The sequence below is a fragment of the Streptomyces sp. NPDC046915 genome (genome assembly GCF_040644935.1).
In the GTDB taxonomy this organism is placed as follows: domain Bacteria; phylum Actinomycetota; class Actinomycetes; order Streptomycetales; family Streptomycetaceae; genus Streptomyces.
Genome location: NZ_JBEYXB010000009.1, coordinates 310,612 through 330,186 on the forward strand (window position 1 = coordinate 310,612; position 19,575 = coordinate 330,186).

The 19,575-nt window shown below is 73.7% G+C and carries 16 protein-coding genes; 9 read left to right on the forward strand and 7 right to left on the reverse strand.

Features of this window, described 5'->3' with window-relative positions:
• Positions 1-45: 45 nt before the first annotated feature.
• Positions 46-405 (reverse strand): helix-turn-helix domain-containing protein, encoded by a 360-nt coding sequence (locus ABZ915_RS24825; protein ID WP_361807065.1) that lies wholly within the window; start codon positions 403-405, stop codon positions 46-48.
• 125 nt (positions 406-530) lie between these two features.
• Here ABZ915_RS24825 and ABZ915_RS24830 point away from each other — a divergent pair, with 125 nt between their 5' ends.
• Positions 531-1,184: an NAD(P)H-dependent oxidoreductase gene (locus ABZ915_RS24830; protein WP_361807068.1), complete on the forward strand. Its 654-nt coding sequence runs from the start codon at positions 531-533 to the stop codon at positions 1,182-1,184.
• A gap of 63 nt (positions 1,185-1,247) precedes the next feature.
• Here ABZ915_RS24830 and ABZ915_RS24835 read toward each other — a convergent pair whose 3' ends face one another.
• Positions 1,248-1,514 (reverse strand): hypothetical protein, encoded by a 267-nt coding sequence (locus ABZ915_RS24835; RefSeq protein ID WP_361807071.1) that lies wholly within the window; start codon positions 1,512-1,514, stop codon positions 1,248-1,250.
• A gap of 52 nt (positions 1,515-1,566) precedes the next feature.
• Positions 1,567-6,087 carry a cation-translocating P-type ATPase gene (locus ABZ915_RS24840; protein WP_361807074.1) on the reverse strand — a complete coding sequence of 1,507 codons (4,521 nt, stop codon included), beginning with the start codon at positions 6,085-6,087 and terminating at the stop codon, positions 1,567-1,569.
• Positions 6,088-6,295: 208 nt separating this feature from the next.
• Here ABZ915_RS24840 and ABZ915_RS24845 point away from each other — a divergent pair, with 208 nt between their 5' ends.
• On the forward strand, positions 6,296-6,469 hold the full coding sequence (locus tag ABZ915_RS24845) for a CsbD family protein (RefSeq protein ID WP_361807077.1): 174 nt from the start codon (positions 6,296-6,298) through the stop codon (positions 6,467-6,469).
• A gap of 124 nt (positions 6,470-6,593) precedes the next feature.
• Here the strand turns inward: ABZ915_RS24845 and ABZ915_RS24850 are convergent, their stop codons facing one another.
• From ABZ915_RS24850 to ABZ915_RS24860, 3 genes are all read right to left on the reverse strand, one after another.
• Entirely contained in the window at positions 6,594-7,748 is a 1,155-nt protein-coding gene (locus ABZ915_RS24850; RefSeq protein WP_361807080.1) for an NAD(P)/FAD-dependent oxidoreductase, read from the reverse strand.
• A 68-nt stretch (positions 7,749-7,816) separates the two neighbouring features.
• Positions 7,817-8,521, reverse strand: coding sequence for a restriction endonuclease (locus tag ABZ915_RS24855; protein ID WP_361807083.1), 705 nt, complete (start codon positions 8,519-8,521; stop codon positions 7,817-7,819).
• A 94-nt stretch (positions 8,522-8,615) separates the two neighbouring features.
• Positions 8,616-9,281 carry an SDR family NAD(P)-dependent oxidoreductase gene (locus ABZ915_RS24860; RefSeq protein ID WP_361807086.1) on the reverse strand — a complete coding sequence of 222 codons (666 nt, stop codon included), beginning with the start codon at positions 9,279-9,281 and terminating at the stop codon, positions 8,616-8,618.
• 176 nt (positions 9,282-9,457) lie between these two features.
• Between ABZ915_RS24860 and ABZ915_RS24865 the strand changes: the two genes are divergently transcribed.
• The 7 genes from ABZ915_RS24865 to ABZ915_RS24895 all read left to right on the forward strand — a co-directional run bounded on the left by ABZ915_RS24865 (position 9,458) and on the right by ABZ915_RS24895 (position 16,088).
• Complete coding sequence (locus ABZ915_RS24865; protein WP_361807089.1) at positions 9,458-9,991, forward strand: hypothetical protein; 534 nt, start codon at positions 9,458-9,460, stop codon at positions 9,989-9,991.
• Positions 9,992-9,996: 5 nt separating this feature from the next.
• On the forward strand, positions 9,997-10,389 hold the full coding sequence (locus tag ABZ915_RS24870; RefSeq protein ID WP_361807092.1) for a DUF6153 family protein: 393 nt from the start codon (positions 9,997-9,999) through the stop codon (positions 10,387-10,389).
• A gap of 93 nt (positions 10,390-10,482) precedes the next feature.
• Positions 10,483-11,154, forward strand: coding sequence for a DUF305 domain-containing protein (locus ABZ915_RS24875; RefSeq protein WP_361807095.1), 672 nt, complete (start codon positions 10,483-10,485; stop codon positions 11,152-11,154).
• A gap of 218 nt (positions 11,155-11,372) precedes the next feature.
• Positions 11,373-12,494 carry a serine/threonine-protein kinase gene (locus ABZ915_RS24880; RefSeq protein WP_361807413.1) on the forward strand — a complete coding sequence of 374 codons (1,122 nt, stop codon included), beginning with the start codon at positions 11,373-11,375 and terminating at the stop codon, positions 12,492-12,494.
• Positions 12,495-12,805: 311 nt separating this feature from the next.
• Positions 12,806-14,824, forward strand: coding sequence for a SpoIIE family protein phosphatase (locus tag ABZ915_RS24885; protein WP_361807416.1), 2,019 nt, complete (start codon positions 12,806-12,808; stop codon positions 14,822-14,824).
• 93 nt (positions 14,825-14,917) lie between these two features.
• Positions 14,918-15,112 (forward strand): antitoxin, encoded by a 195-nt coding sequence (locus ABZ915_RS24890; RefSeq protein WP_361807098.1) that lies wholly within the window; start codon positions 14,918-14,920, stop codon positions 15,110-15,112.
• A 133-nt stretch (positions 15,113-15,245) separates the two neighbouring features.
• Entirely contained in the window at positions 15,246-16,088 is an 843-nt protein-coding gene (locus ABZ915_RS24895) for a patatin-like phospholipase family protein (RefSeq protein WP_361807101.1), read from the forward strand.
• A gap of 89 nt (positions 16,089-16,177) precedes the next feature.
• On the opposite strand, the gene ABZ915_RS24900 is transcribed toward ABZ915_RS24895, so the two are convergent.
• Positions 16,178-19,552 carry a pyruvate carboxylase gene (locus tag ABZ915_RS24900; protein ID WP_361807419.1) on the reverse strand — a complete coding sequence of 1,125 codons (3,375 nt, stop codon included), beginning with the start codon at positions 19,550-19,552 and terminating at the stop codon, positions 16,178-16,180.
• Positions 19,553-19,575: the final 23 nt, after the last annotated feature.

Below are 19,575 nucleotides of genomic sequence, written 5' to 3' on the forward strand. Positions count from 1 at the left end.
GTGAAGCCAGGGGCGGGAACCGACTATTGAGTTCTGGTCAGGGAATCAGTCGGGGCAGGGCTCGGAGCAACCCGTGTCGCGCAGGTGCTTCTCCGACCAGACGGCCAGCTCCTTCAAGGCCGGCTCGAGGGCCGAGCCGGCCTCGGTCAGCCGGTACGAGACCCGCAGCGGCGGGCCCTCGTCCACCTCGCGCACGACGAGTCCGGCGGCGCCGAGTTCGGTCAGCCGGTCGGAGAGCATGCGCTCGCTGAGGCCGGGGATGGCGCGGCGCAGGTCGGAGAAGTGCACCGGGTGCTCCATCAGCACCGCGACGATCATGCCGGTCCAGCGCTTGCCGAGCAGTGAGAACACACGCGTGATCGCGCTGTCGACCTTCTTGCAGGGCTCTGCGGCGTGATCCCTCATGATCCCCAGTCTACTATGACCTTCACCGGAGCTGAGAAAAAGTAAGCCCCTGTGTTATTACTAGTTACGCACGGAACGGCCGACCCCGGTCTCGTTCCATTCGGCACGCCTTTTTGGAGATCACCATGGCAACGCTGCTGCAACTGGACTCGTCCCTCTGGCCCGAGGCCGCTTCCGCCTCCCGCTCGGTCACGGCCGCCTTCCGCCAGGCCTGGGAGGAGCAGCACCCCGACGGGACCGTGATCCACCGCGACCTGAGCACCCACCCGGTTCCGCATCTCGACACCCTGAGCGCTTCCGCCGGTTTCGCCGATCCGGCCGATCACACCCCTGAGCAGGCGGCGGCCTTCGCCGAGCGACTGAAGCTGATCGAGGAGCTGGAGAACGCGGACGCCGTCGTCATCGGCGCCCCGATGTACAACTTCACGATCCCGTCGACGCTGAAGGCGTGGCTCGACCAGGTGATCCTCGTGGGCCGTACGGCGATGGCCGAGGAGTCCCCGCTCAAGGGCACCCCGGTGTACGTCGTGGCCAGCCGCGGCGGTTCCTACGCTCCCGGCACCCCGCGCGAGGGCTTCGAGTACGTCCAGAACCTGCTGCGGGCGGTCCTCGTCGACATGATGGGGATGGAGGTCGACTTCATCGTTCCCGAGCTCACCCTGGCGCACTCCAACCCCGCGATGGCGGAACTGATCCCGCTCGCCGAGGCCTCCAAGGCCCAGGCGCACGAGGACGCCGTCACCAAGGGCAAGGCGGCCGCGCTGAAGGCAGCCGCCTGACACGCACGGGCCGGGTGGCCGGCGGCTCCTCGTCCGGCCGCCACCCGGTCACCGGCTCCGCCCTCAGGGCAGGTCGCCGTGCCAGTCGTAACGGGTGCCGTCGTGCGGCCGGGGGGCGTACAGAGTGCGGCCGCCCGGACCGTAGCGGCCTATTTCCGTCATGAGCGCCACCGGCTCGCCCGGTGCCCGGCCGGGGCCGTCGGTGACGTCGAGCAGCAGCCCGTCCAGCGGCCCGCCGACGAGTTGGGCGTAGGCGTGGTCGGGCCGGGGACCGGCGTCGTCGTGGTCCGCCCCGTACACCCGGCCGCGCATGAACTCCTGCTCATCCATGCCGGGCAGCCTCGCATCCGCCACTGACAACCACCCGGCGGACGGGGCGGTGCTACCTCGCCGGGGCGGCCGCGGGCGCCGGGCCGGAGACGGCCTTGTCGAGCGCCTCCCAGGCCCGTCGCGCCAGGTCCACCACCCGCTGCGGCGCTCCCTCGACGGGTTCCCCGGGCCCACCGGACGACCGCCACCACCCCAGCACGGCCCGTTCCGCCTGCGGCAGCGCCCGCTGACCGGTCACCGCGAGCGCGATGGCCCCGACCACACCCGCCCAGCTGAACGGGCCGAGCGGGGTACAGCCGAAGAGGTGGCTGACACCGGGGGTCTGGACCAACGCCACCAGGGCCGCGGCGGAGCCCAGCGCCGTGAACCGGACCAGCGGGCTGTCCCGGCGGTCGGCGAGGGTCTGGGCCAGCTGGGTGCCGACCACGGCGCACAGGGCCATGGTGGTGGAGCGACGGGCCGTGCCCGCGGTGAAGCGGCCGATCAGCCAGGCGGTGGTCGCGCCCAGGCAGGTGGTCAGGGCACGGTGCCGGATCTGTCGCATCAGCGGTCTGCCGAGCAGCGACGTGACGAGCTGTTCGTCGGATGCCGCCGTCGGATCCTCTTCCCGGTCCTCCTCGTGCGGGGTGACCGCCACGGCCATCGCGGGGAACAGGTCGGTGAAGAGGTTCACCAGCAGCATCTGGCGGGTGGAGAGCGGGGCCGCGCCGGCCAGCAGGCTGCCCAGGATGCCGAAGCTCACCTCGCCCGCGTTGCCGCCGATCAGGATGGCGATGGCGTCGGCGACGCAGCGCCACAGCGCCCGGCCCTCGGCCACCGCATCGGTCAGCACGGCCAGATCGCCGTAGGTCAGGACGATGTCGGCAGCGTTGCGTGCCGCGGCCGAGCCGCGGGCCTTGATGCCGACCCCGATGTCGGCGGCGCGGATCGCCGCGGCGTCGTTGGCGCCGTCGCCGACCATGCCGACCACCCGGCCGGCGTCCCGCAGCGCCTCGATGACCAGGAGCTTCTGCTCGGGCGCGACCCGGGCGACGACATCCGCGTCGCGCAGGATCCGGGCCCGCCGCGAACGGTCGGCCTCGGCCAGCTCGTCGCCGGTGACGACCTCGGTGTCCGCGGGCCAGCCCAGCTCGATCGCGATCGCCCGGGCGGTCTGCGGGTGGTCGCCGGTGAGCATCACCGGCCGGACGCCGCTCTGCCGCAGTTCCTGGACCAGGGCGCGGGAGTTCTCCCTGGGCACGTCGGACAGCGCCAGCAGACCCGTGAAGCGGAGCCCCTCCAGCGCCTGGTCGAGGGCGTCGGCGTCGTCCTCGTCCGCCGCCAGCCGGCGGTGCCCCACCGCCAGGACCCGCAGCGCCTCGCCGGTCAGCGCGTGGGCCGCCGCCGAGGCCTCGGAGGGGAGGTCGGCGCAGGCCGGAAGCACGGTCTCCGGCGCGCCCTTGACCACGAGCATCCGGAGTCCGTCCGCGGAGTGGCCCACGGCCGCGGCGTAACCGCGACCGGTTTCGAAGGGGCGGCCCTCGGTCTGCACCCAGTCCGGGTCGGGCCCGGCCGCGTCCAGCACCGCCTCGTCGGTGGCGTGGGCGGGCTTGTCCTCTCCGTCCCCGTCCACACGGGGGCAGGCCCGCGCGGCGACCCGTACGGTCTCGGCGGACTTTGGGCTCGTGACCGTACGGACCGTGCCCCGGGCGTCGGCCACCCGCACCAGGCGCAGCCGGTTCTCGGTGAGCGTCCCGGTCTTGTCGAAGCAGAGCGTGTCCATGCGGCCCAGCGCCTCCAGCGTGCGCGGGGTGCGGACCAGGACGCCCCGCCTGCTGAGCCGCCGGGCGGCGGCGAGCTGGGCCACCGTGGCCACCAGCGGCAGCCCCTCGGGGACGGCGGCGACGGCCACCGCGACCCCGCCGCTGACCGCCCGGCGGACCGGGGCGCCGCGCAGCAGGGACAGCCCCGTCACCGCGGCCCCGCCCGCGAGCGTCAGGGGCAGCGCCTTGCGGGTGATCTCCTGGAGCCTGGCCTGGACGCCGCCGGCCGGTGGTTTGCGGGCCGCGAGGTGGACGGCCCGGGCCGCCTCGGTGCGGTCACCGGTGTGGACCACGATCGCCTGGGCGTGTCCGGCGACCACGGTCGTGCCTTCGAAGACCATGGACCGGCGGTCGGCGACGGCGGCGCGCGGTGTGGGTTCGGTGTGTTTGTCGACCGGCAGGGACTCGCCGGTCAGCGCGGACTCGTCCACCTCCAGCCCGTCCTCCCACACCAGACGGGCGTCGGCGGGTACGACGTCGTCGGCGGTGAGTTCGATGACGTCGCCGGGGCGCAGTTCGGCGGCGTCCACGGTCCGCGCCTCGTCGGACGGCTCCGACGGCCGGGCCTCCGCCTCTTCCCGGAGCTGTTCGTGAGGCTCTTCCCGGGGCTCTTCCCTGGGCTCTTCCCGAGGCTCTTCCGGGGGCCGCTCGGCGGGGCGGCTGAGGCGCGCCTTCTGCTGCTGTTCGGCCAGCAGTCCGGACAGGGCACGCTCCGCCCGCAGCCGTTGGACGCCGCCGATCGTGGCGTTCAGGTCGAGCGCCCCGACGACCAGCAGGGCGTCCACGGCGGAGCCGAGGATCGCCGAGGCGGCGGACCCGACCGCGAGCACCGGGGTGAGCGGGTCGTCGAGTTCACCCTTCACGGCCCGGCCGAGCTGCACCGCCCAGCGTGCCGGGGCGGACGCGGGGCCGACCACGGGGTGTTTTCTGGCGGCTTCCGCGAGACCGCGCACCCGGCCGGTCGTCCGCTCGACGGCGGTGGGCTGCGCCGCGGTCTCCCGCGCCAGCCGTTCGTGGACCTCCTCGACCTCCAGGGCGTGCCACGCGATGCGCGGGCGGGGATGCGGAGGCGGGGCCGTGCCCACCCGGAGGGCCGCGCGCGCTCCGCTCAGCAGCGCCGCGGCGGCGCCCACGTCGACCGGCGCGTGCCGCAGGCCGGGCAGCGGTGAGCCCTTGGGCTTGCGGGACTCGCTGACGGCCACCAGCAGACCGGACAGGACGGCTCCGGAGCGGGCCAGGGTCTGCGATCTGCGGCCCACCGCCCGTGCGGCCGGGACGGCGGTCAGCAGCCGCCAGACATCGGTCAGACCGTGCGCGGCGAGCACGTCCGCGCCCCAGACGACGGCCCCGTCGCGGTCGGTGAGGGCGACGGCCACGTCGCCGCCGAGCAGTCCGGCGAGCACGTCGGCCTCGTGGACCGAGGTGGGCCGGGCGACCGTGATGACGGTGTCGCCCCGCTCGCGCAGCTCGCGCACCACCTCGTCCCACGGCCTGCCGCCCTCGACCACCCGGTCGGCGAGTCCGCCGAGGTCGCTCAGGGCCGGGTCCTCGGTCATCACCACGTTCAGCCGGGCGTGCCGCGCCGCGTCGAGCACGGCCTCGCACCAGGGGTCCGGGCCGCCGTCCGGTGCGCGCAGTGCCCCGGCGTGCAGCACGAGGGTGTCCGCGGTCTCCAGCTCCCGCAGCCGCGCGGTCTCCCGCACCAGCACGCCCCGCCGGGCCAGGGTGCCGCTGAGCACGGCGTGGAAGGCGCCGGGGCCGTAGCGGGCGGCCTTGGGCGAGCCGGCCAGTACCGCCTCGGCCGCCTCGTTGACATCGTGTTTGACCAGTTCGGTCACCACGGCTCCGAGGACGCTGCCGATCGAGGCGTGGGCGGCGTACTCCTGGTACGGGGCGGTCCGCAGCGGTGGGCGCGGGCAGTGACCGGCGGGCACGCTCACCCGGCCGGGCCCGGACAGCAGGTCGTGATCGGCGTCGAACACCGCCGCGCGCGCCACGCGTTCCGCGAGCTGGCAGGAGCGCAGCGCCCCGTCGAGCACCAGCGCGGTAGGCGAGCGGTCGGCGGCGTGGGTGGCCGCGTTGGCGGCGGCGAGCACCAGGTCCATCCGGGCGAGACCGACACGGCCCGCCAGCCAGGCGCGGAAGCGCGGGTTCTCGCGCAGCAGCGTGACCCCGGCGGTCACCTCACGGGCCGAGCGGGGCAGCGGCAGCGCGGACGCGGTGAACCCGACGACGGCGCCGACGACGTCGACCGCCAGGGTCGCCGCCGCGAGCCGTACGCCGTTCGGGTCACCGGGGTGGGAGTACTCCTCCGGCTCGTCCTCCACGAAGACCAGGCCATGGCGTTCGGCGAGCCCCTCGGCGTGTTCGACCACCACGTCGATGAGCGCCTCCTCGCTCGCTGTGACGACCAGCCGTCCCAGCCCGCCGTCCCAGTACGCGAGTACCACGTCGGGGTGTTCGGCCAGTACCTCGGCCACCCTCTCGCACGCTCGGACCACCGCCCGGGCATCGCCCGCCGACCGGAGCCGCTCGGGGTCGGCCGGCCGCAGCGCGAGGTGGGCCCGCGCGCCCGACCGCCACTGGCCGGTCCTGCCCGGCAGGGCGTTGCGTACGACCCGTGCGACCCGCACCGTGGTGTCGGCGCCGCGCACACCCGCCCGCGCGGTCGCGGTGGCGGCCCCGGCGACCAGGCCGAGCGCGGGCGCGGCCCCGCTCGCCAGCAGCCGGGAACCGGCCGCGGCGAGCCCGGCCGCCTTCGAGGGACGCATCACTCCCGCAAGCCCCATCTCGCTCCCTCAGTCGCGGCCGGTCCGCGGCGGCCGGGCCAGGGCCGGCCGCCGCTCAGCCATCCCGTCTCGCCTCCCCCACCAATTCTGACTCCCGAGTCCCCGCGGTGCCTGGTCGACGTTTACGTCCCCCGCGGGCGGTCACCCGGCGTGGTAACCCCGATGTCGAATGCGACTGGGAGTGAACAAGGTGGCTGGAGACCAGAAGGCCAAGGCCAAGATGGAACAGGCCAAGGGCAAGACGAAGGAAGCCGTCGGCCGGGCCACGGGCGACGAGGGGCTGGCGGCCGAGGGCCGGACCAAGAAGTCGAAGGGCGACCTGCGTCAGGCGAAGGAGAAGACCAAGGACGCCTTCCGGCGCTGAGCGGCGCTACGCCCCGTCGAGGTCCCCGTTCCGGGAACGGGGACCTCGCCGTACTTGTAGCGTCCGCCGTATGGCTGACGAGATCTTCAGGGCTCCGCGGCTCGCCGAGGGGGACGGTCTCGGGTCATCGGCCGGCAGACGTGCGGATGTCGGTGTCCCAGTCGAGCAGCCGGGCCGGCTCGTCGTCCCCGGGACGGGGCCGGCCGGTGCCGGAGGGGGCGTGGGTGCCGCGGGACATCTGTCCGCTGACGGTGATGTTGTGCTCCACGCGCGGGCGGCGGCATGCCTCGTAGACGGAGAACGCGGTCCGGGTATCGGCGATGTCCCGCAGGGACTTGGCGAGGACGACGGCGTCCTCCAGGGCCATCGAGGCCCCCTGCCCCGTGGCCGGGGAGGCGGCGTGCGCGGCGTCGCCGATGATCAGGGACCGCCCGGAGTGCCAGGCGGTGCCGAGCGGCATCTCGGTGGCGTTGGTGACCATGACGCGACCGCTGGAGGCCGCGACGATGTCCGCGGCGGGCGTGGCGTCCTTGCGCAGCAGCGGGACGAGCAGGTCACGCCAGGCGGCCGGTGTGGCCAGGGTGAGTTCGTCGGCGGGCAGCGGTTCGCCGGTGACACGGGCGAACCAGTACGTCTCCCCCTCGGGCGAGACCGCGTAGCCGAAGGCGGCCTCGGTGCCCCGCACCATCGTGATGTGGCCGGTGCCGCCGGGCGGCGGCGCGCCGTCGGTGTAGCCGTAGAAGACGCGCTGGCCCGCGTACCCGGGCCGCACACCGGGGGCGATCAGCCGGCGGACGGTCGAGTTCAGCCCGTCCGCGCCGATGAGCAGGTCGCCCGTCGCCGTACTGCCGTCGGCGAAGCGCGCGGTGACGTGGTCCCGGCCGTCGTCCACGGACAGCAGCCGGGTGCCGTGGCTCAGGCCGATGCCCCGGCGTACGGCTTCGGCCTGGAGGGCGGCGTTCAGTTCGCCGCGGCGCAGGCACCGGTAGCGCAGGGCCGGGTCGTCGGCCTCGCCCATGGGCGCGTGCGCCAACTCGGTGCCCTGGCTGTCCAGTAAGCGCAACGAGGTCAACGGAAACCCGATCGCCGTGACGGCGTCCGTGGCGTCGAGCTGAGCCAGCGCGCGCATGCCGTTGCTCGCCAAGGTCAGGAACGCCCCGATGTCCTCGGCCGTGTCGGGGTGTGCCTCGTACACGGCGACTTCCAGTCCCGCCTTGTGCAGGGCCAGCGCGACCGCGGTGCCCGCGATCCCGCCGCCGATGACCAGGACGCGTGTCATGTCCAACTCCCTGTCATATACCTGCTGTTCAGTTTCCCGTGCGGCGCGCGTGGTGCGCCACCGCACGCCTATGTCCAGGGCGGCGGTCCCGTGGTGCCGTGCCAGTCCCGCAGGGCCCGGCCGTCCACGCAGACGATCCCGCACAGCCCGGCGTACTCGGCCGCCGGCGCGGTGAAGTCGCCGGTGGTGACGACGATCGCGATGTCGGCCTCGTGGACGGTGAAACAGGTGCCGCCGAAGCGCTGGAGTTCCTCCGAACCGACCCGGCGGGTGTCGCCGTACCGCTTGCACTGGATGACGGCGCGCCGGCCGTCCGGGGTCACGGCCAGGATGTCGGCACCGAGGTCTCCGGCTCCGCCGACGACGTCCACCGGTGAGCAGCCGTCCCGTGCGCACAGGACGGCTATCGCCTGTTCGAACTCGTCGGCGTCCAGTGCGTCGTAGTCCACGGCGTCGCCTTCGTCCCGCGGCGGCTCCAGCGCCTCCGCGGCCGTGCGTGTCGCCGCGTCGAGGGCGGCGGCGGCCCGGTGCGCGGCCCGCCGGGCGGTCCACCGGCGCCGCCCGCGTCGCAGTGCCAGGGCACAGGCCGCGGCCAGGAGGCACAGGACGGCGATCCAGGCCGGACGGCGTTCGAAGGCGGCGGCCACCGCGCGGGCGGTGAGGCCGAGGACGCACAGGAGCAGGGCGAGAAGGCCGAAGTACAGCGCCGTCGCGCGCAGGTCGAAGGGGCGTCGGCGGCTGTCGCGGGTCAGGCGGCGTCCGGGCGTGGTCACGGCGGTGAGGCTCCCCCCTCTGACGGATGTGAAGATCACCTCTACCGTCTGCCCAAGATCGCGCCGTTCAGCGGGACCGCGCCGTTCGCCGGGTTCAGGAGTTCAGGTCGTCGGCGAAGTGCCGGAACCCGTGCCGGTCCTGGTGCAGGGACCACAGCACGTCCGCGAGCACGCCCGGGTCCTTGCGGCGGTGACCGGGAATGATCTCACCGGGGATGATCAGCTGTGCCACGTGAACGCCCTCGGCGGCGAGTCTGTCGTGCAGCAGATGGCCGTACGCGCTCTCGGCGGCGAACGCGATCGACGTGCCCGCCCGTTCGGGGTGCGGGACGACGGCGGTGCCGCCGTTGACGAACAGGATCGTGCCGCGGCCCAGGGCACGCATGCCGGGCAGCACCTGCTGGACGGCGGCGACCGGACCGTAGACCGAGAACTCGACCGGGCCGATCAGATCGGTGTGCGTGGTCGCCAGCACGGGACGCATGAAGTCGCGGTGCGGGACGGGGCTGTACTGAAGGATCTCGATCGGTCCGACGGCCTCGGCAGCCGCCCCCAGAGCAGCTGTGAGGGCCTGCGGGTCGCGTACGTCGGCGGCGAAGCCGCGCGCGCCGACCCCGTCGGCGGCGAGGTCGCCGGCCAGGGCGTCCAGGCGGCCCCGGTCACGGGCGACCAGAGCGATGTCGTACCCCTCCCGCCCGAACCGGCGCGCGACGGCCGCGCCCAGGCCCGGGCCGGCTCCGACGACGGCGACCGCGGTCATGAGGCGGCCGCCGGGGTGGTACGACGGGGAGTCACAGTCACCGGTTCGCCTCCCGATCCCGATTCGGCCGCTGCCGAGGGGCCCGGCCGTGCGCGGGCCCGCTGCGCCCACCGTAAGCTCGCGGAAGGCCCCTCGGCATCCGTGAAGTGCGCTGAGTAGTCTGCCGCCTGGTACAGGTGATCGACCAGGGGGGCCGTATGCGCGGGCGGGGTGCGCTGGGGCGTGGGATGCGCGTCGGCATGGTGATGGCGGGCGCGCCGGGCCTTCCGTGGGCGGTGCTCGCCTTGATGGTGGCGGTGGTGGAACTCGCGACCGGTGGGGACACCGAGTTCGCCATGCGTGATCTCCGGTACTGCGGGCTGCTCGTCGCGGGCAGTGTGGTGGCCGGTGTGTTCATGGGCTCGGTCCTCGGTGGGGGGCTGGCCCTCGCGTCCCGCGTCGTCGTCCGGCCCTGGCCGCTGGCCCTGGTGGGCGCGCTGCTCGGCGGCCTCGCCTTCGTCGCCGAGTTCGCGGTCGTCGCCGTGGGCACGGACGGGGGCTTCGCGGAGACCGCGGTGACCTTCCTGGCGTGGCCGGTGATGGCGGCGGTGGCCGCCGTGCACAGCTCGGACATCGCGGGGCTGACCCGGACCTGGGCGTGGCTGTGGGGCCGGGGCATCGGCCGACGGCGCGGTGTGTCCGATCAGGGCGAGCACGATCACCTAGGATGATCCCGATGACGAGTCCGGAGCAGCCTTCCGAGCGACCGCCCGTGCGGCGGTCCTGGGCGCTGCTCGTACTCGCGGTGCTGGCCGGCCTCATGGCGATGCACGCCCTGGCCCCCGGCGGCGGCCTCCACGACGACCACGCCCGGATGCGGCCCACGTCGGTCGCGGTGACACCGCACGACGGCTGTGCCGGCGACGACTGCGGCGGGGGCCACCTCCAGCACGCCGACTCCGTCTGCAAGGCGGCGACGGTGAGCGGCGGACCGGCGCTGCCCGCCCTCGTACCCGACCCGGTGACCGTCCCCGGCCGCGCCGAAGCCATGCGCTCGCACGCGGCCCGGACTCCCGACGGCGCCCGCGCGCCACCCTCCCTGGCCGAACTGCAACTCCTGCGGATCTAGACACCGCCCGCACCGCGCCGACCGCCCGACGAGGCACCGGGCGCGGCGCGCCCCGGCATGCCCAGATCCCTTACGCACCACAGGAGTTCCCCCATGCGCAACACCCGTACCCGCACCCGGCGCGCCGCCCTGGCGGCCACCGCCGTCACCGCCGCCCTCGTCCTCGCCGCCTGCGGCAACGACGACGGCACCACCGGCAGCGGCCACCAGGGCCACGGCTCCACCCCGACGTCGTCGAGCGCCACCGCCGCGTCGGGCGCCCACAACGCCCAGGACGTCTCCTTCGCCCAGGGCATGATCCCCCACCACCGGCAGGCCCTGGAGATGGCCCGGCTCGCCGCCGACCGGGCGTCCTCCGCCAAGGTGAAGGACCTCGCCGCGCGCATCGAGAAGGCCCAGGACCCGGAGATCAGCACCATGAGCGGCTGGCTGAAGGCCTGGAACGAGAAGGTGCCGGCGTCCGGCGGCTCGATGAACTCGATGGACTCGATGCCGGGCATGGACCACTCCGCCCACTCCACCGGTTCCGGCATGTCCGGGATGATGGACGACGAGGAGATGAAGAAGCTGGCGAAGGCGTCCGGCAACGGCTTCGACACCATGTTCCTGACCATGATGGTCGAGCACCACCGAGGCGCCGTCGAGATGGCCACGGCCGAGAAGACCAAGGGCCGTTACGGTCCCGCCACGGCCATGGCCGACGACATCGTCACCGGGCAGACCGCCGAGATCACCGAGATGAACAAGCTCCTCGGCAAGGGCTGACGCTCCCCGGCGGAGGGGACCGGCGGCCGCGCCGCTCCCCTCCGTCACGGCTCCCGTGCCCCCACCTGGGCGGATCGGGGAACCGGTCCTCCCGGAGCCGCTACGCTTGGGTCGCCGCAGCGCCTACACCCTTTGTTCACGGGTGAGTTGACTGTTCACGTGGTGAGTCGACGCGAGCGGCGGTCGAGATGTCATACGGCAAGAGGGTGGGACCACAGGTGCTGGCAGCGGGCCGATACCGGTTGCAGGACGCGATCGGGCGGGGCGCCATGGGGGAGGTCTGGCGGGCCTTCGACGAGATACTCGGCAGACCCGTGGCGGTGAAGCTGCTGCTGCCCCAGAGCTCCGACCCCACCGCCACCTCCCGGTTCCATCTCGAGGCACAGACCGCCGGCTCCCTCAACCACCCGAACGTGGTCGGCGTACTCGACTTCGGTGAGCACGAGCGCGGTCTGTTCCTGGTGATGGAACTGGTCGAGGGCGACAGCCTCGCCCGGCTGCTCGCCGGCTCCGGCCCCCTGCCCGCGGCGCGCGTCGCCCGGATGGCCGCCGAGGCGGCCGCCGGGCTCGCCGCCGCCCACCGGCAGGGCATCGTGCACCGCGACATCAAGCCCGCCAACCTCCTGCTGGACGCCGACGGCACGCTGAAGATCGGCGACTTCGGCATCGCCCGCTTCTTCGACGACCCCGGTGCCGCCCTCACCGCCACCGGGCAGATCGTCGGCACCAGCCTCTACCTCGCACCGGAGCGTGCGCTGGGCAAACCCGCCGGCCCGGCCTCCGACGTGTACTCCCTGGGCTGTGTGCTCTACCAGCTCCTCACCGGCCGTCCGCCCTTCCAGGGGGACAGCCCCCTGATGATCCTGCACCAGCACCTGGACGCCGCTCCGGTGCCGCCCCGCGGGCTCGGCGTCGAACTGCCGCCCGCCTTCGAGAACTACCTGCTCGGGCTTCTCGCCAAGCGGCCCGAGGACCGGCCCTCGGCCGAGCAGGTGGCGGACTGGTTCGGGCGCGGCGCCTGGCGCGGGACGGCGCAGCCCCTGCCGCAGGAACTGCCCGGCCAGCACCTCGGGGCGACCGCCGGGAGCCCGTACGGGCCGCGGGTCCCCACCGGGCGGGCCGCCGCACCGGCCGCGCGGGGTGCCGGCACGCGTATGCCCGCCGCCTCCGGCGCGGACCGTCCCGTCCCGGCGCCGGACACGGAGTGGCGTACGTCGGTGCACCGGGCCGCCGCGCAGCGCTCCCGCCCGTCCTTCCTGAGCCGCTCCCGTGTGCTCGTCCTGCTGGGCTGCGCCGCCCTGTTCGTCGCGGCCCTGCTCGCCGGCATGACCTGGTCCTAGGCCCTGTCGTCCGGATCATCCCGGCGTCGCGAGGCCTGGCACGCACTCCCCCACGCTCGGCTGTGCTCGCGCGGCCTGGGCGTCCGGCACAGAGCCGCTCGGAAGACGGGGTGTGTCGACCGGCGCATCGGGGGGACCATGGAAGGCAAGGCGTCTTCCGGCGCAGGCGGGCCACTCTCCGGACCGACGGACGGTCCGCTCCGCCGGCGGAAGGAGTGCCTGCGATGAGCCAGGCCGATTGGGCTCCGGCGATCCTCGGCCGGACCGGAACCGGGCGACCGGAGGACCACTCGTCACAGCCCAGCGGGCTGATGGACGTGCTCGCCGTCGCAGCGGTGCTGCTGGACTCGGACGGGCGGGTCGCTCTGTGGAGCCCAGAAGCCGAACAATTGTACGGTTACACCTCCGAGGAGGCGCTGGGCGAGTACGCGGCGCGGCTGCTGGTCCACGCGGAGCACTGGGACTGGGTGGTCAAGACCTTCATCGACGTCATGGAGACCGGCCAGAGCTGGGCCGGCACCTTTCCCATCCGCCGCAAGGACGGCAGCACACGGCAGGTGGAGCTGCGCAACATGCGGCTGCTGGACGACCACGGCGATTTCTACGCCCTCGGCCTGGGCACCGACTCACCGACGCTGCACGAGCTGGAGCGCGACGTCGCCCTGTCCACCCGGCTGATCTCCCAGTCCCCCATCGGGATCGCGATCTTCGACAGCGATCTGCGGTACGTGGCCGTCAACCCCGCCCTGGAACGCATCCACGCCGTCTCCGCGAAGGACCACCTCGGCCGCCATTACCGGGAGATCGCGCGCGACGCGGAGTTCGACACGGCCGAGGCCGCGATGCGGGAGGTCCTGCGCACCGGGAAGCCGATGGTCGAGCAGGCGCCGCTGGTGGGCCACACCAAGGCCGACCCCGGGCACCAGCACGCCTGGACGATCTCGCTCTTCCGGCTGGAGGACACCCAGGGCCGGATCCTCGGCCTGGCCGAGCTCGTGGTGGACGTCACCGAGCGGTACGAGGCGGCCAAGGAGGCCAGCGAGACGCGGCGGCGCCTGACCCTGATCGCCGACGGCTCGGCCCGCATCGGCACCAGCCTGGAGGTCGAGGAGACGGCCAGGGAACTGACCGAGGTCACCGTCCCCGCCTTCGCCGACATCGCCGCCGTCGACGTGCTCGACTCCATCCTCGACGAGCACCGGCCCGCCTCCCCCGAAGGCTCTCCCGCGTTCTTCCGCGCCCTCGCGGTGAAGGCCGCCTACCCCACCGACGCCCTCCGGGCCGCCGACCCGCCCGGCGGGATCACCAGCTACCCCGCCGACCGCCTGGCCGCCCGGTGCGTGCGCACCGGCCGCCCCTTCCTCGTCCGGCACGCCGACGGCAACGACCTGTCGCGCATCGCCCGGGACGAACACTCGGCCACCCTGCTGGCCCGTGCCGGAGTGCACTCCTACCTCGCCGTGCCCCTCGCCGCCCGCGGCACCACGATCGGCTTCCTCGGGCTGTCCCGCGCCCGCGATCCGCGGCCCTTCGACGAGGACGACATGGCCATCGCGGTCGAGCTGGCCTCCCGGGCCGCGGTGTGCATCGACAACGCCCGCGCCCACCAGAGCGTGCGCAACGCGGCCGAGGCCCTCCAGCGCAGTCTGCTGCCCGATCACCCGCCGCGCCTGCCCGGGCTGCGGGTGGCCTCCCGGTACCAGCCCGCGCAGGCCGCCTACGAGGTCGGCGGCGACTGGTACGACGTCGTCCCGCTCGACGGCGCCCGCACGGCCCTCGTCGTGGGCGACGTCATGGGCAGCGGCATCGACGCCGCCGCCACCATGGGCCGGCTGCGCACCGCCACCACCGCCTACGCCGACCTCGATCTCGACCCCGCCCAGGTGCTCCACCACCTCGACGCGCTCACCTCACGGCTGGAGCAGTACATCGCCACCTGCGTGTACGCCGTCTACGACGCCCGGAGCGCCGAGTGCCACCTCGCCACCGCCGGCCATCTCCCGCCCGCCCTGGTCCGCCGCGGCGAGCACCCCCGACTGCTGGACCTGCCGACCGGCGCACCGCTCGGCGTCGGCGGTGTGCCCTTCGAGACCGCCACGGTCACGCTCGCCCCCGGCGACCAGCTGGTCCTGTACACCGACGGACTGGTGGAGACGCGCGAGGACTCCATCGACGAGCGCCTCGAGATCCTGCTGCACCTCCTCGACAAGCCGGACTCCTCCTTGGAGGAGACCTGCGACCGGCTTCTGCACGACTTGAGGCATCCCGCGAACCACGACGACGTCGCCCTGCTCATCGCCCGGGTCCGCCCCTTCACGACGGAGGCCTGACCGGCCGCCCGAGATGCGGATCACCGGGCCTGTGCCGACCCTGGTAACGGGGCCCGTTCCGCCGGGGCCCGTTCCGCCGAGGAGGCACACATCATGTCCATGATGGACAAGCTCAAGAGCATGCTGAAGGGCCATGAGAGCCAGGCGTCCAAGGGCGTCGACAAGGCCGGTGACTACGTCGACGACAAGACCCAGGGCAAGTACAGCCGCCAGGTCGACACGGCCCAGGAGCAGATGAAGGACCAGCTGGGCCGCGAGCAGGGCCGGGACAACCCGCCCCGGACCTGATCCGCCACCCTCCGCGATCCGTCGCCCCCGGGCGCGCCGCGCCGCACGCCCGGGGGCGACGGCACACCCCATCCGTACGGCCTCCCTCACTCATACTTGTCCTTGCATGGACACGACGAGCAAGAGGGTGGGCATGACTGAGGCGTTGGTGCTGGGCGGCGGCGGGGTCGGCGGTATCGCCTGGATCACCGGACTGCTGACGGGGCTGGCCGACAGCGGGCAGGACGTGACGGGGGCCGACGTGATCGTCGGGACCTCGGCCGGGTCGGCCGTCGCGGCGCAGCTGGGCAGTGGGCTCGCGTTGGCGGAGCTGTACGCCCGGCAGGTCGACCCCGCGTCACAGGCCGCCGAGATCATGGCGGAGATGGATCTGGAGGGGTTCGCCGCGGACATCGCCGCCGCGATGGGCGATGCCGCGACCGTGGCGGACATGCGGCGCGCGGTCGGCAGGGTGGCGCTGGGCGCGACGACCGTGCCGGAGCCCGAGCGCCGGGCGGTGATCGAGTCGCGGCTGCCGGTGCACCTGTGGCCCGCGCGGGCGCTCAGGATCGTCGCGGTGGACGCCGAGACCGGGGAACCGCGGGTGTTCGACAGCGCCTCCGGGGTGAACCTGGTGGACGCGGTCGCGGCGAGCTGCGCGGTGCCGGGTGTGTGGCCGCCCGTGACGATCGACGGGCGCCGGTACGTCGACGGCGGTGTGCGTTCCATCGCCAACGCCGACTACGCCTCGGGCGCTTCGCGGGTGCTGGTGGTGGTGCCGATGGGGGTCACCGAGCCGTTCCCGAGTGACGCGCCGCTGGAACAGGCGGTGGCGGAGCTGCGCGCCCAGGGCGCCCAGGTGCTGCTGGTGGAGCCCGACGAGGCCTCCCTGGCCGGGATCGGCCCCAACCCCCTCGACCCGGCGACCCGCGGCCCGGCCGCCGAGGCGGGCCGCGCGCAGGGACGCGCGCTGCGACTCGAGTGGAGCCGCGTCTGAGCCGGGCCTCCTACAGGGCCCAGCGGCCCGCCGACGGCTCGGTGCGGTGCCGTCGGCGGGCCGGGAACGCCTGAGGGGGTCCGGCCGGTTCAGGCGAGCTCGACGAGCAGGTCGCCGCCCTCGACCTGCTGGATCCGGTTGATGGCCAGCCGGGACACGCGGCCCGCCTTGGGCGCGGTGATGGTGGCCTCCATCTTCATCGCCTCGATGGTCGCCACCGTCGCCCCGGCCTCCACCTCGGTGCCCTCCGTGACCGCGAGCGTCACCACTCCGGCGAACGGCGCGGCGACGTGGCCGGGGTTGGTCCGGTCGGCCTTCTCGGTGGCCGGGACGTCGGAGGCGGCCGCCTTGTCCCGTACCTGGATCGGCCGGAGCTGACCGTTCAGCGTGGCCATCACGGCGCGCATGCCGCGTTCGTCGGCGTCACCGACGGCCTGGAGCTCGATCAGGAGCCGCACGCCGGGCTCCAGGTCGACGGCGTACTCCTTGGCAGGCCGCAGCCCGTAGAAGAAGGCCTTGCTGTCCAGGACGCTGGTGTCGCCGAAGGCCTGGCGGTGGGTGTCGAACTCGCGCGTGGGGCCGGGGAACAGCAGCCGGTTCAGGGTCGCGCGCCGGGACTTCTCCAGGCCCTCGCGGTCCTCGGCGGTCAGCTGCCGCACCGGCTTGGCCTCGGCGCGGCCCCGCAGGGCCTTGCTGCGGAACGGCTCGGGCCAGCCGCCGGGCGGGGTGCCCAGTTCGCCGTGCAGGAAGCCGATGACGGAGTCGGGGATGTCGTAGCGGTTCGGCTCCGCCTCGAAGTCCGCCGGGTCCACCCCGGCGCCGACCAGGTGCAGGGCGAGGTCGCCGACCACCTTGGAGGACGGGGTGACCTTGACCAGGTGGCCCAGCATGCGGTCGGCGGCGGCGTACATCGCCTCGATGTCCTCGAAGCGGTCGCCGAGGCCGAGCGCCACCGCCTGGGTGCGCAGGTTGGACAGCTGGCCGCCGGGGATCTCGTGGTGGTAGACGCGTCCGGTGGGTGAGGCCAGGCCCGCCTCGAAGGGCGCGTAGATGCGGCGGACGCTCTCCCAGTACGGCTCCAGGTCGCCGACGGCCTGGAGGTCGAGGCCGGTGGGCCGGTCCGAGTGGTCGGTCGCGGCCACGATCGCCGACAGCGACGGCTGGGAGGTCGTACCCGCCATGGAGGCCACCGCGCCGTCCACCGCGTCCGCGCCGGCCTGGATCGCGGCGAGGTAGGTGGCCAGCTGGCCGCCCGCGGTGTCGTGCGTGTGCAGGTGCACCGGCAGGTCGAACTCCCGGCGCAGGGCCGAGACGAGCTTCGCGGCGGCCGGGGCGCGCAGCAGGCCCGCCATGTCCTTGATGGCCAGGACGTGCGCGCCCGCCTCGACGATCTGCTCGGCAAGGCCGAGGTAGTAGTCGAGGGTGTACAGGCGCTCGCCGGGGTCGGACAGGTCGGCGGTGTAGCACAGGGCGACCTCGGCGATCGCCGTACCGGTCTCCCGTACGGCGTCGATGGCGGGCCGCATCTGGCCGACGTCGTTGAGCGCGTCGAAGATCCGGAAGATGTCGATGCCGGTGGCGGCGGCCTCCTGCACGAAGGCGTCGGTCACCTCGGTCGGGTACGGCGTGTAGCCCACGGTGTTGCGGCCGCGCAGCAGCATCTGGAGGCAGATGTTGGGCACGGCCTCGCGCAGGGCCGCGAGGCGCTCCCAGGGGTCCTCGGCGAGGAAGCGCAGGGCGACGTCGTAGGTGGCGCCGCCCCAGCATTCCAGGGACAGCAGCTCGGGCAGGGTCCGGGCGACCGCCGGGGCCACGGCGAGGAGGTCCTTGGTGCGCACGCGGGTGGCGAGCAGCGACTGGTGGGCGTCGCGGAACGTGGTGTCGGTGACGCCGATGGTCGGCGACTCGCGCAGCCAGCGGGCGAAGCCCTCCGGGCCGAGCTGGACGAGCCGCTGCCGGGAGCCCGCGGGCGGCTCACTGGTGGGCAGCGGGGGCAGCTTGGTGGTCGGCTCGATCAGCGCGGGCCGCTCGCCGTGCGGCTTGTTGACGGTGACGTCGGCGAGGAAGGTGAGCAGCTTGGTGCCGCGGTCCGCAGAGGAGCGCGCGGTGAGCAGGTACGGGCGCTGCTCGATGAACGAGGTGGTGATCCGCCCGGCCTGGAAGTCCGGGTCGTCCAGGACGGCCTGGAGGAACGGGATGTTCGTGGCCACGCCGCGGATGCGGAACTCGGCCACGGCACGCCGGGCCCGGCCGATCGCGGCCTTGAAGTCCCGGCCCCGGCAGGTCAGTTTGACCAGCATCGAGTCGAAGTGGGCGCTGATCTCGGTGCCCGCGTGGGTGGTGCCGCCGTCCAGGCGGATGCCGGAGCCGCCCGGCGAGCGGTAGGCGCTGATGCGGCCGGTGTCGGGGCGGAAGCCGTTGGCCGGGTCCTCGGTGGTGATACGGCACTGGAGGGCGGCGCCCCGCAGGGTGACCGTCTCCTGGGACAGACCGAGGTCGGCCAGCGTCTCACCGGCCGCGATACGCATCTGGGACTGGACCAGGTCGACGTCGGTGACCTCCTCGGTCACGGTGTGCTCGACCTGGATGCGCGGGTTCATCTCGATGAAGACGTGGTTGCCGTCCCGGTCGAGCAGGAATTCCACGGTGCCGGCGTTGCGGTAGCCGATCTGCCGGGCGAAGCGCACCGCGTCGGCGCAGATCCGGTCCCGCAGCTCCGGGTCCAGGTTCGGGGCGGGCGCCAGCTCGATCACCTTCTGGTGGCGGCGCTGGAGCGAGCAGTCGCGCTCGAAGAGGTGAATGACGTCGCCCTGGCCGTCGGCGAGGATCTGCACCTCGATGTGGCGGGGCTCGACGACGGCCTTCTCCAGGAACACGGTGGGGTCGCCGAAAGCGGACGCCGCCTCGCGGGCCGCCGCCTCGATGGACTCGCGCAGCTGGACGGGGTCCTCGACGCGCCGCATGCCGCGCCCGCCGCCGCCCGCGACCGCCTTCACGAACACGGGGAAACCGATCTCGTCGGCGGCCCGGACCAGTTCGTCGACGTCGGTCGACGGGGCGGAGGAGCCGAGTACCGGTACGCCCGCCTCGCGGGCGGCGGCGACCGCGCGCGCCTTGTTGCCGGTCAGTTCCAGGACGTGGGCGCTCGGACCGATGAAGGTGATGCCCGCCTCTTCGCAGGCGCGGGCCAGCTCCGGGTTCTCGGACAGGAAGCCGTAGCCGGGGTAGACCGCGTCCGCGCCCGCGCGGGTCGCGGCGGCGACGATCTCCTCGACCGACAGGTACGCCCGCACGGGGTGCCCGGGTTCACCGATCTCGTAGGCCTCGTCGGCCTTCAGCCGGTGCAGCGAATTGCGGTCCTCGTACGGGAAGACGGCGACCGTGCGCGCGCCCAGCTCGTAGCCGGCGCGGAACGCGCGAATCGCGATCTCTCCACGGTTGGCGACCAGCACCTTGCGGAACATTGTCGATCCCTCCAGCCTGCCGG

What these genes read in the sequence shown, in the direction of transcription:
- ABZ915_RS24825 (WP_361807065.1), bottom strand. Translation starts at nt 405, where the DNA reads ATGAGGGATCACGCCGCAGAGCCCTGCAAGAAGGTCGACAGCGCGATC.
- ABZ915_RS24830 (WP_361807068.1), top strand. Translation starts at nt 531, where the DNA reads ATGGCAACGCTGCTGCAACTGGACTCGTCCCTCTGGCCCGAGGCCGCT.
- ABZ915_RS24835 (WP_361807071.1), bottom strand. Translation starts at nt 1,514, where the DNA reads ATGGATGAGCAGGAGTTCATGCGCGGCCGGGTGTACGGGGCGGACCAC.
- ABZ915_RS24840 (WP_361807074.1), bottom strand. Translation starts at nt 6,087, where the DNA reads ATGCGTCCCTCGAAGGCGGCCGGGCTCGCCGCGGCCGGTTCCCGGCTG.
- ABZ915_RS24850 (WP_361807080.1), bottom strand. Translation starts at nt 7,748, where the DNA reads ATGACACGCGTCCTGGTCATCGGCGGCGGGATCGCGGGCACCGCGGTC.
- ABZ915_RS24860 (WP_361807086.1), bottom strand. Translation starts at nt 9,281, where the DNA reads ATGACCGCGGTCGCCGTCGTCGGAGCCGGCCCGGGCCTGGGCGCGGCC.
- ABZ915_RS24870 (WP_361807092.1), top strand. Translation starts at nt 9,997, where the DNA reads ATGACGAGTCCGGAGCAGCCTTCCGAGCGACCGCCCGTGCGGCGGTCC.
- ABZ915_RS24875 (WP_361807095.1), top strand. Translation starts at nt 10,483, where the DNA reads ATGCGCAACACCCGTACCCGCACCCGGCGCGCCGCCCTGGCGGCCACC.
- ABZ915_RS24885 (WP_361807416.1), top strand. Translation starts at nt 12,806, where the DNA reads ATGGACGTGCTCGCCGTCGCAGCGGTGCTGCTGGACTCGGACGGGCGG.
- ABZ915_RS24890 (WP_361807098.1), top strand. Translation starts at nt 14,918, where the DNA reads ATGTCCATGATGGACAAGCTCAAGAGCATGCTGAAGGGCCATGAGAGC.
- ABZ915_RS24895 (WP_361807101.1), top strand. Translation starts at nt 15,246, where the DNA reads ATGACTGAGGCGTTGGTGCTGGGCGGCGGCGGGGTCGGCGGTATCGCC.
- ABZ915_RS24900 (WP_361807419.1), bottom strand. Translation starts at nt 19,552, where the DNA reads ATGTTCCGCAAGGTGCTGGTCGCCAACCGTGGAGAGATCGCGATTCGC.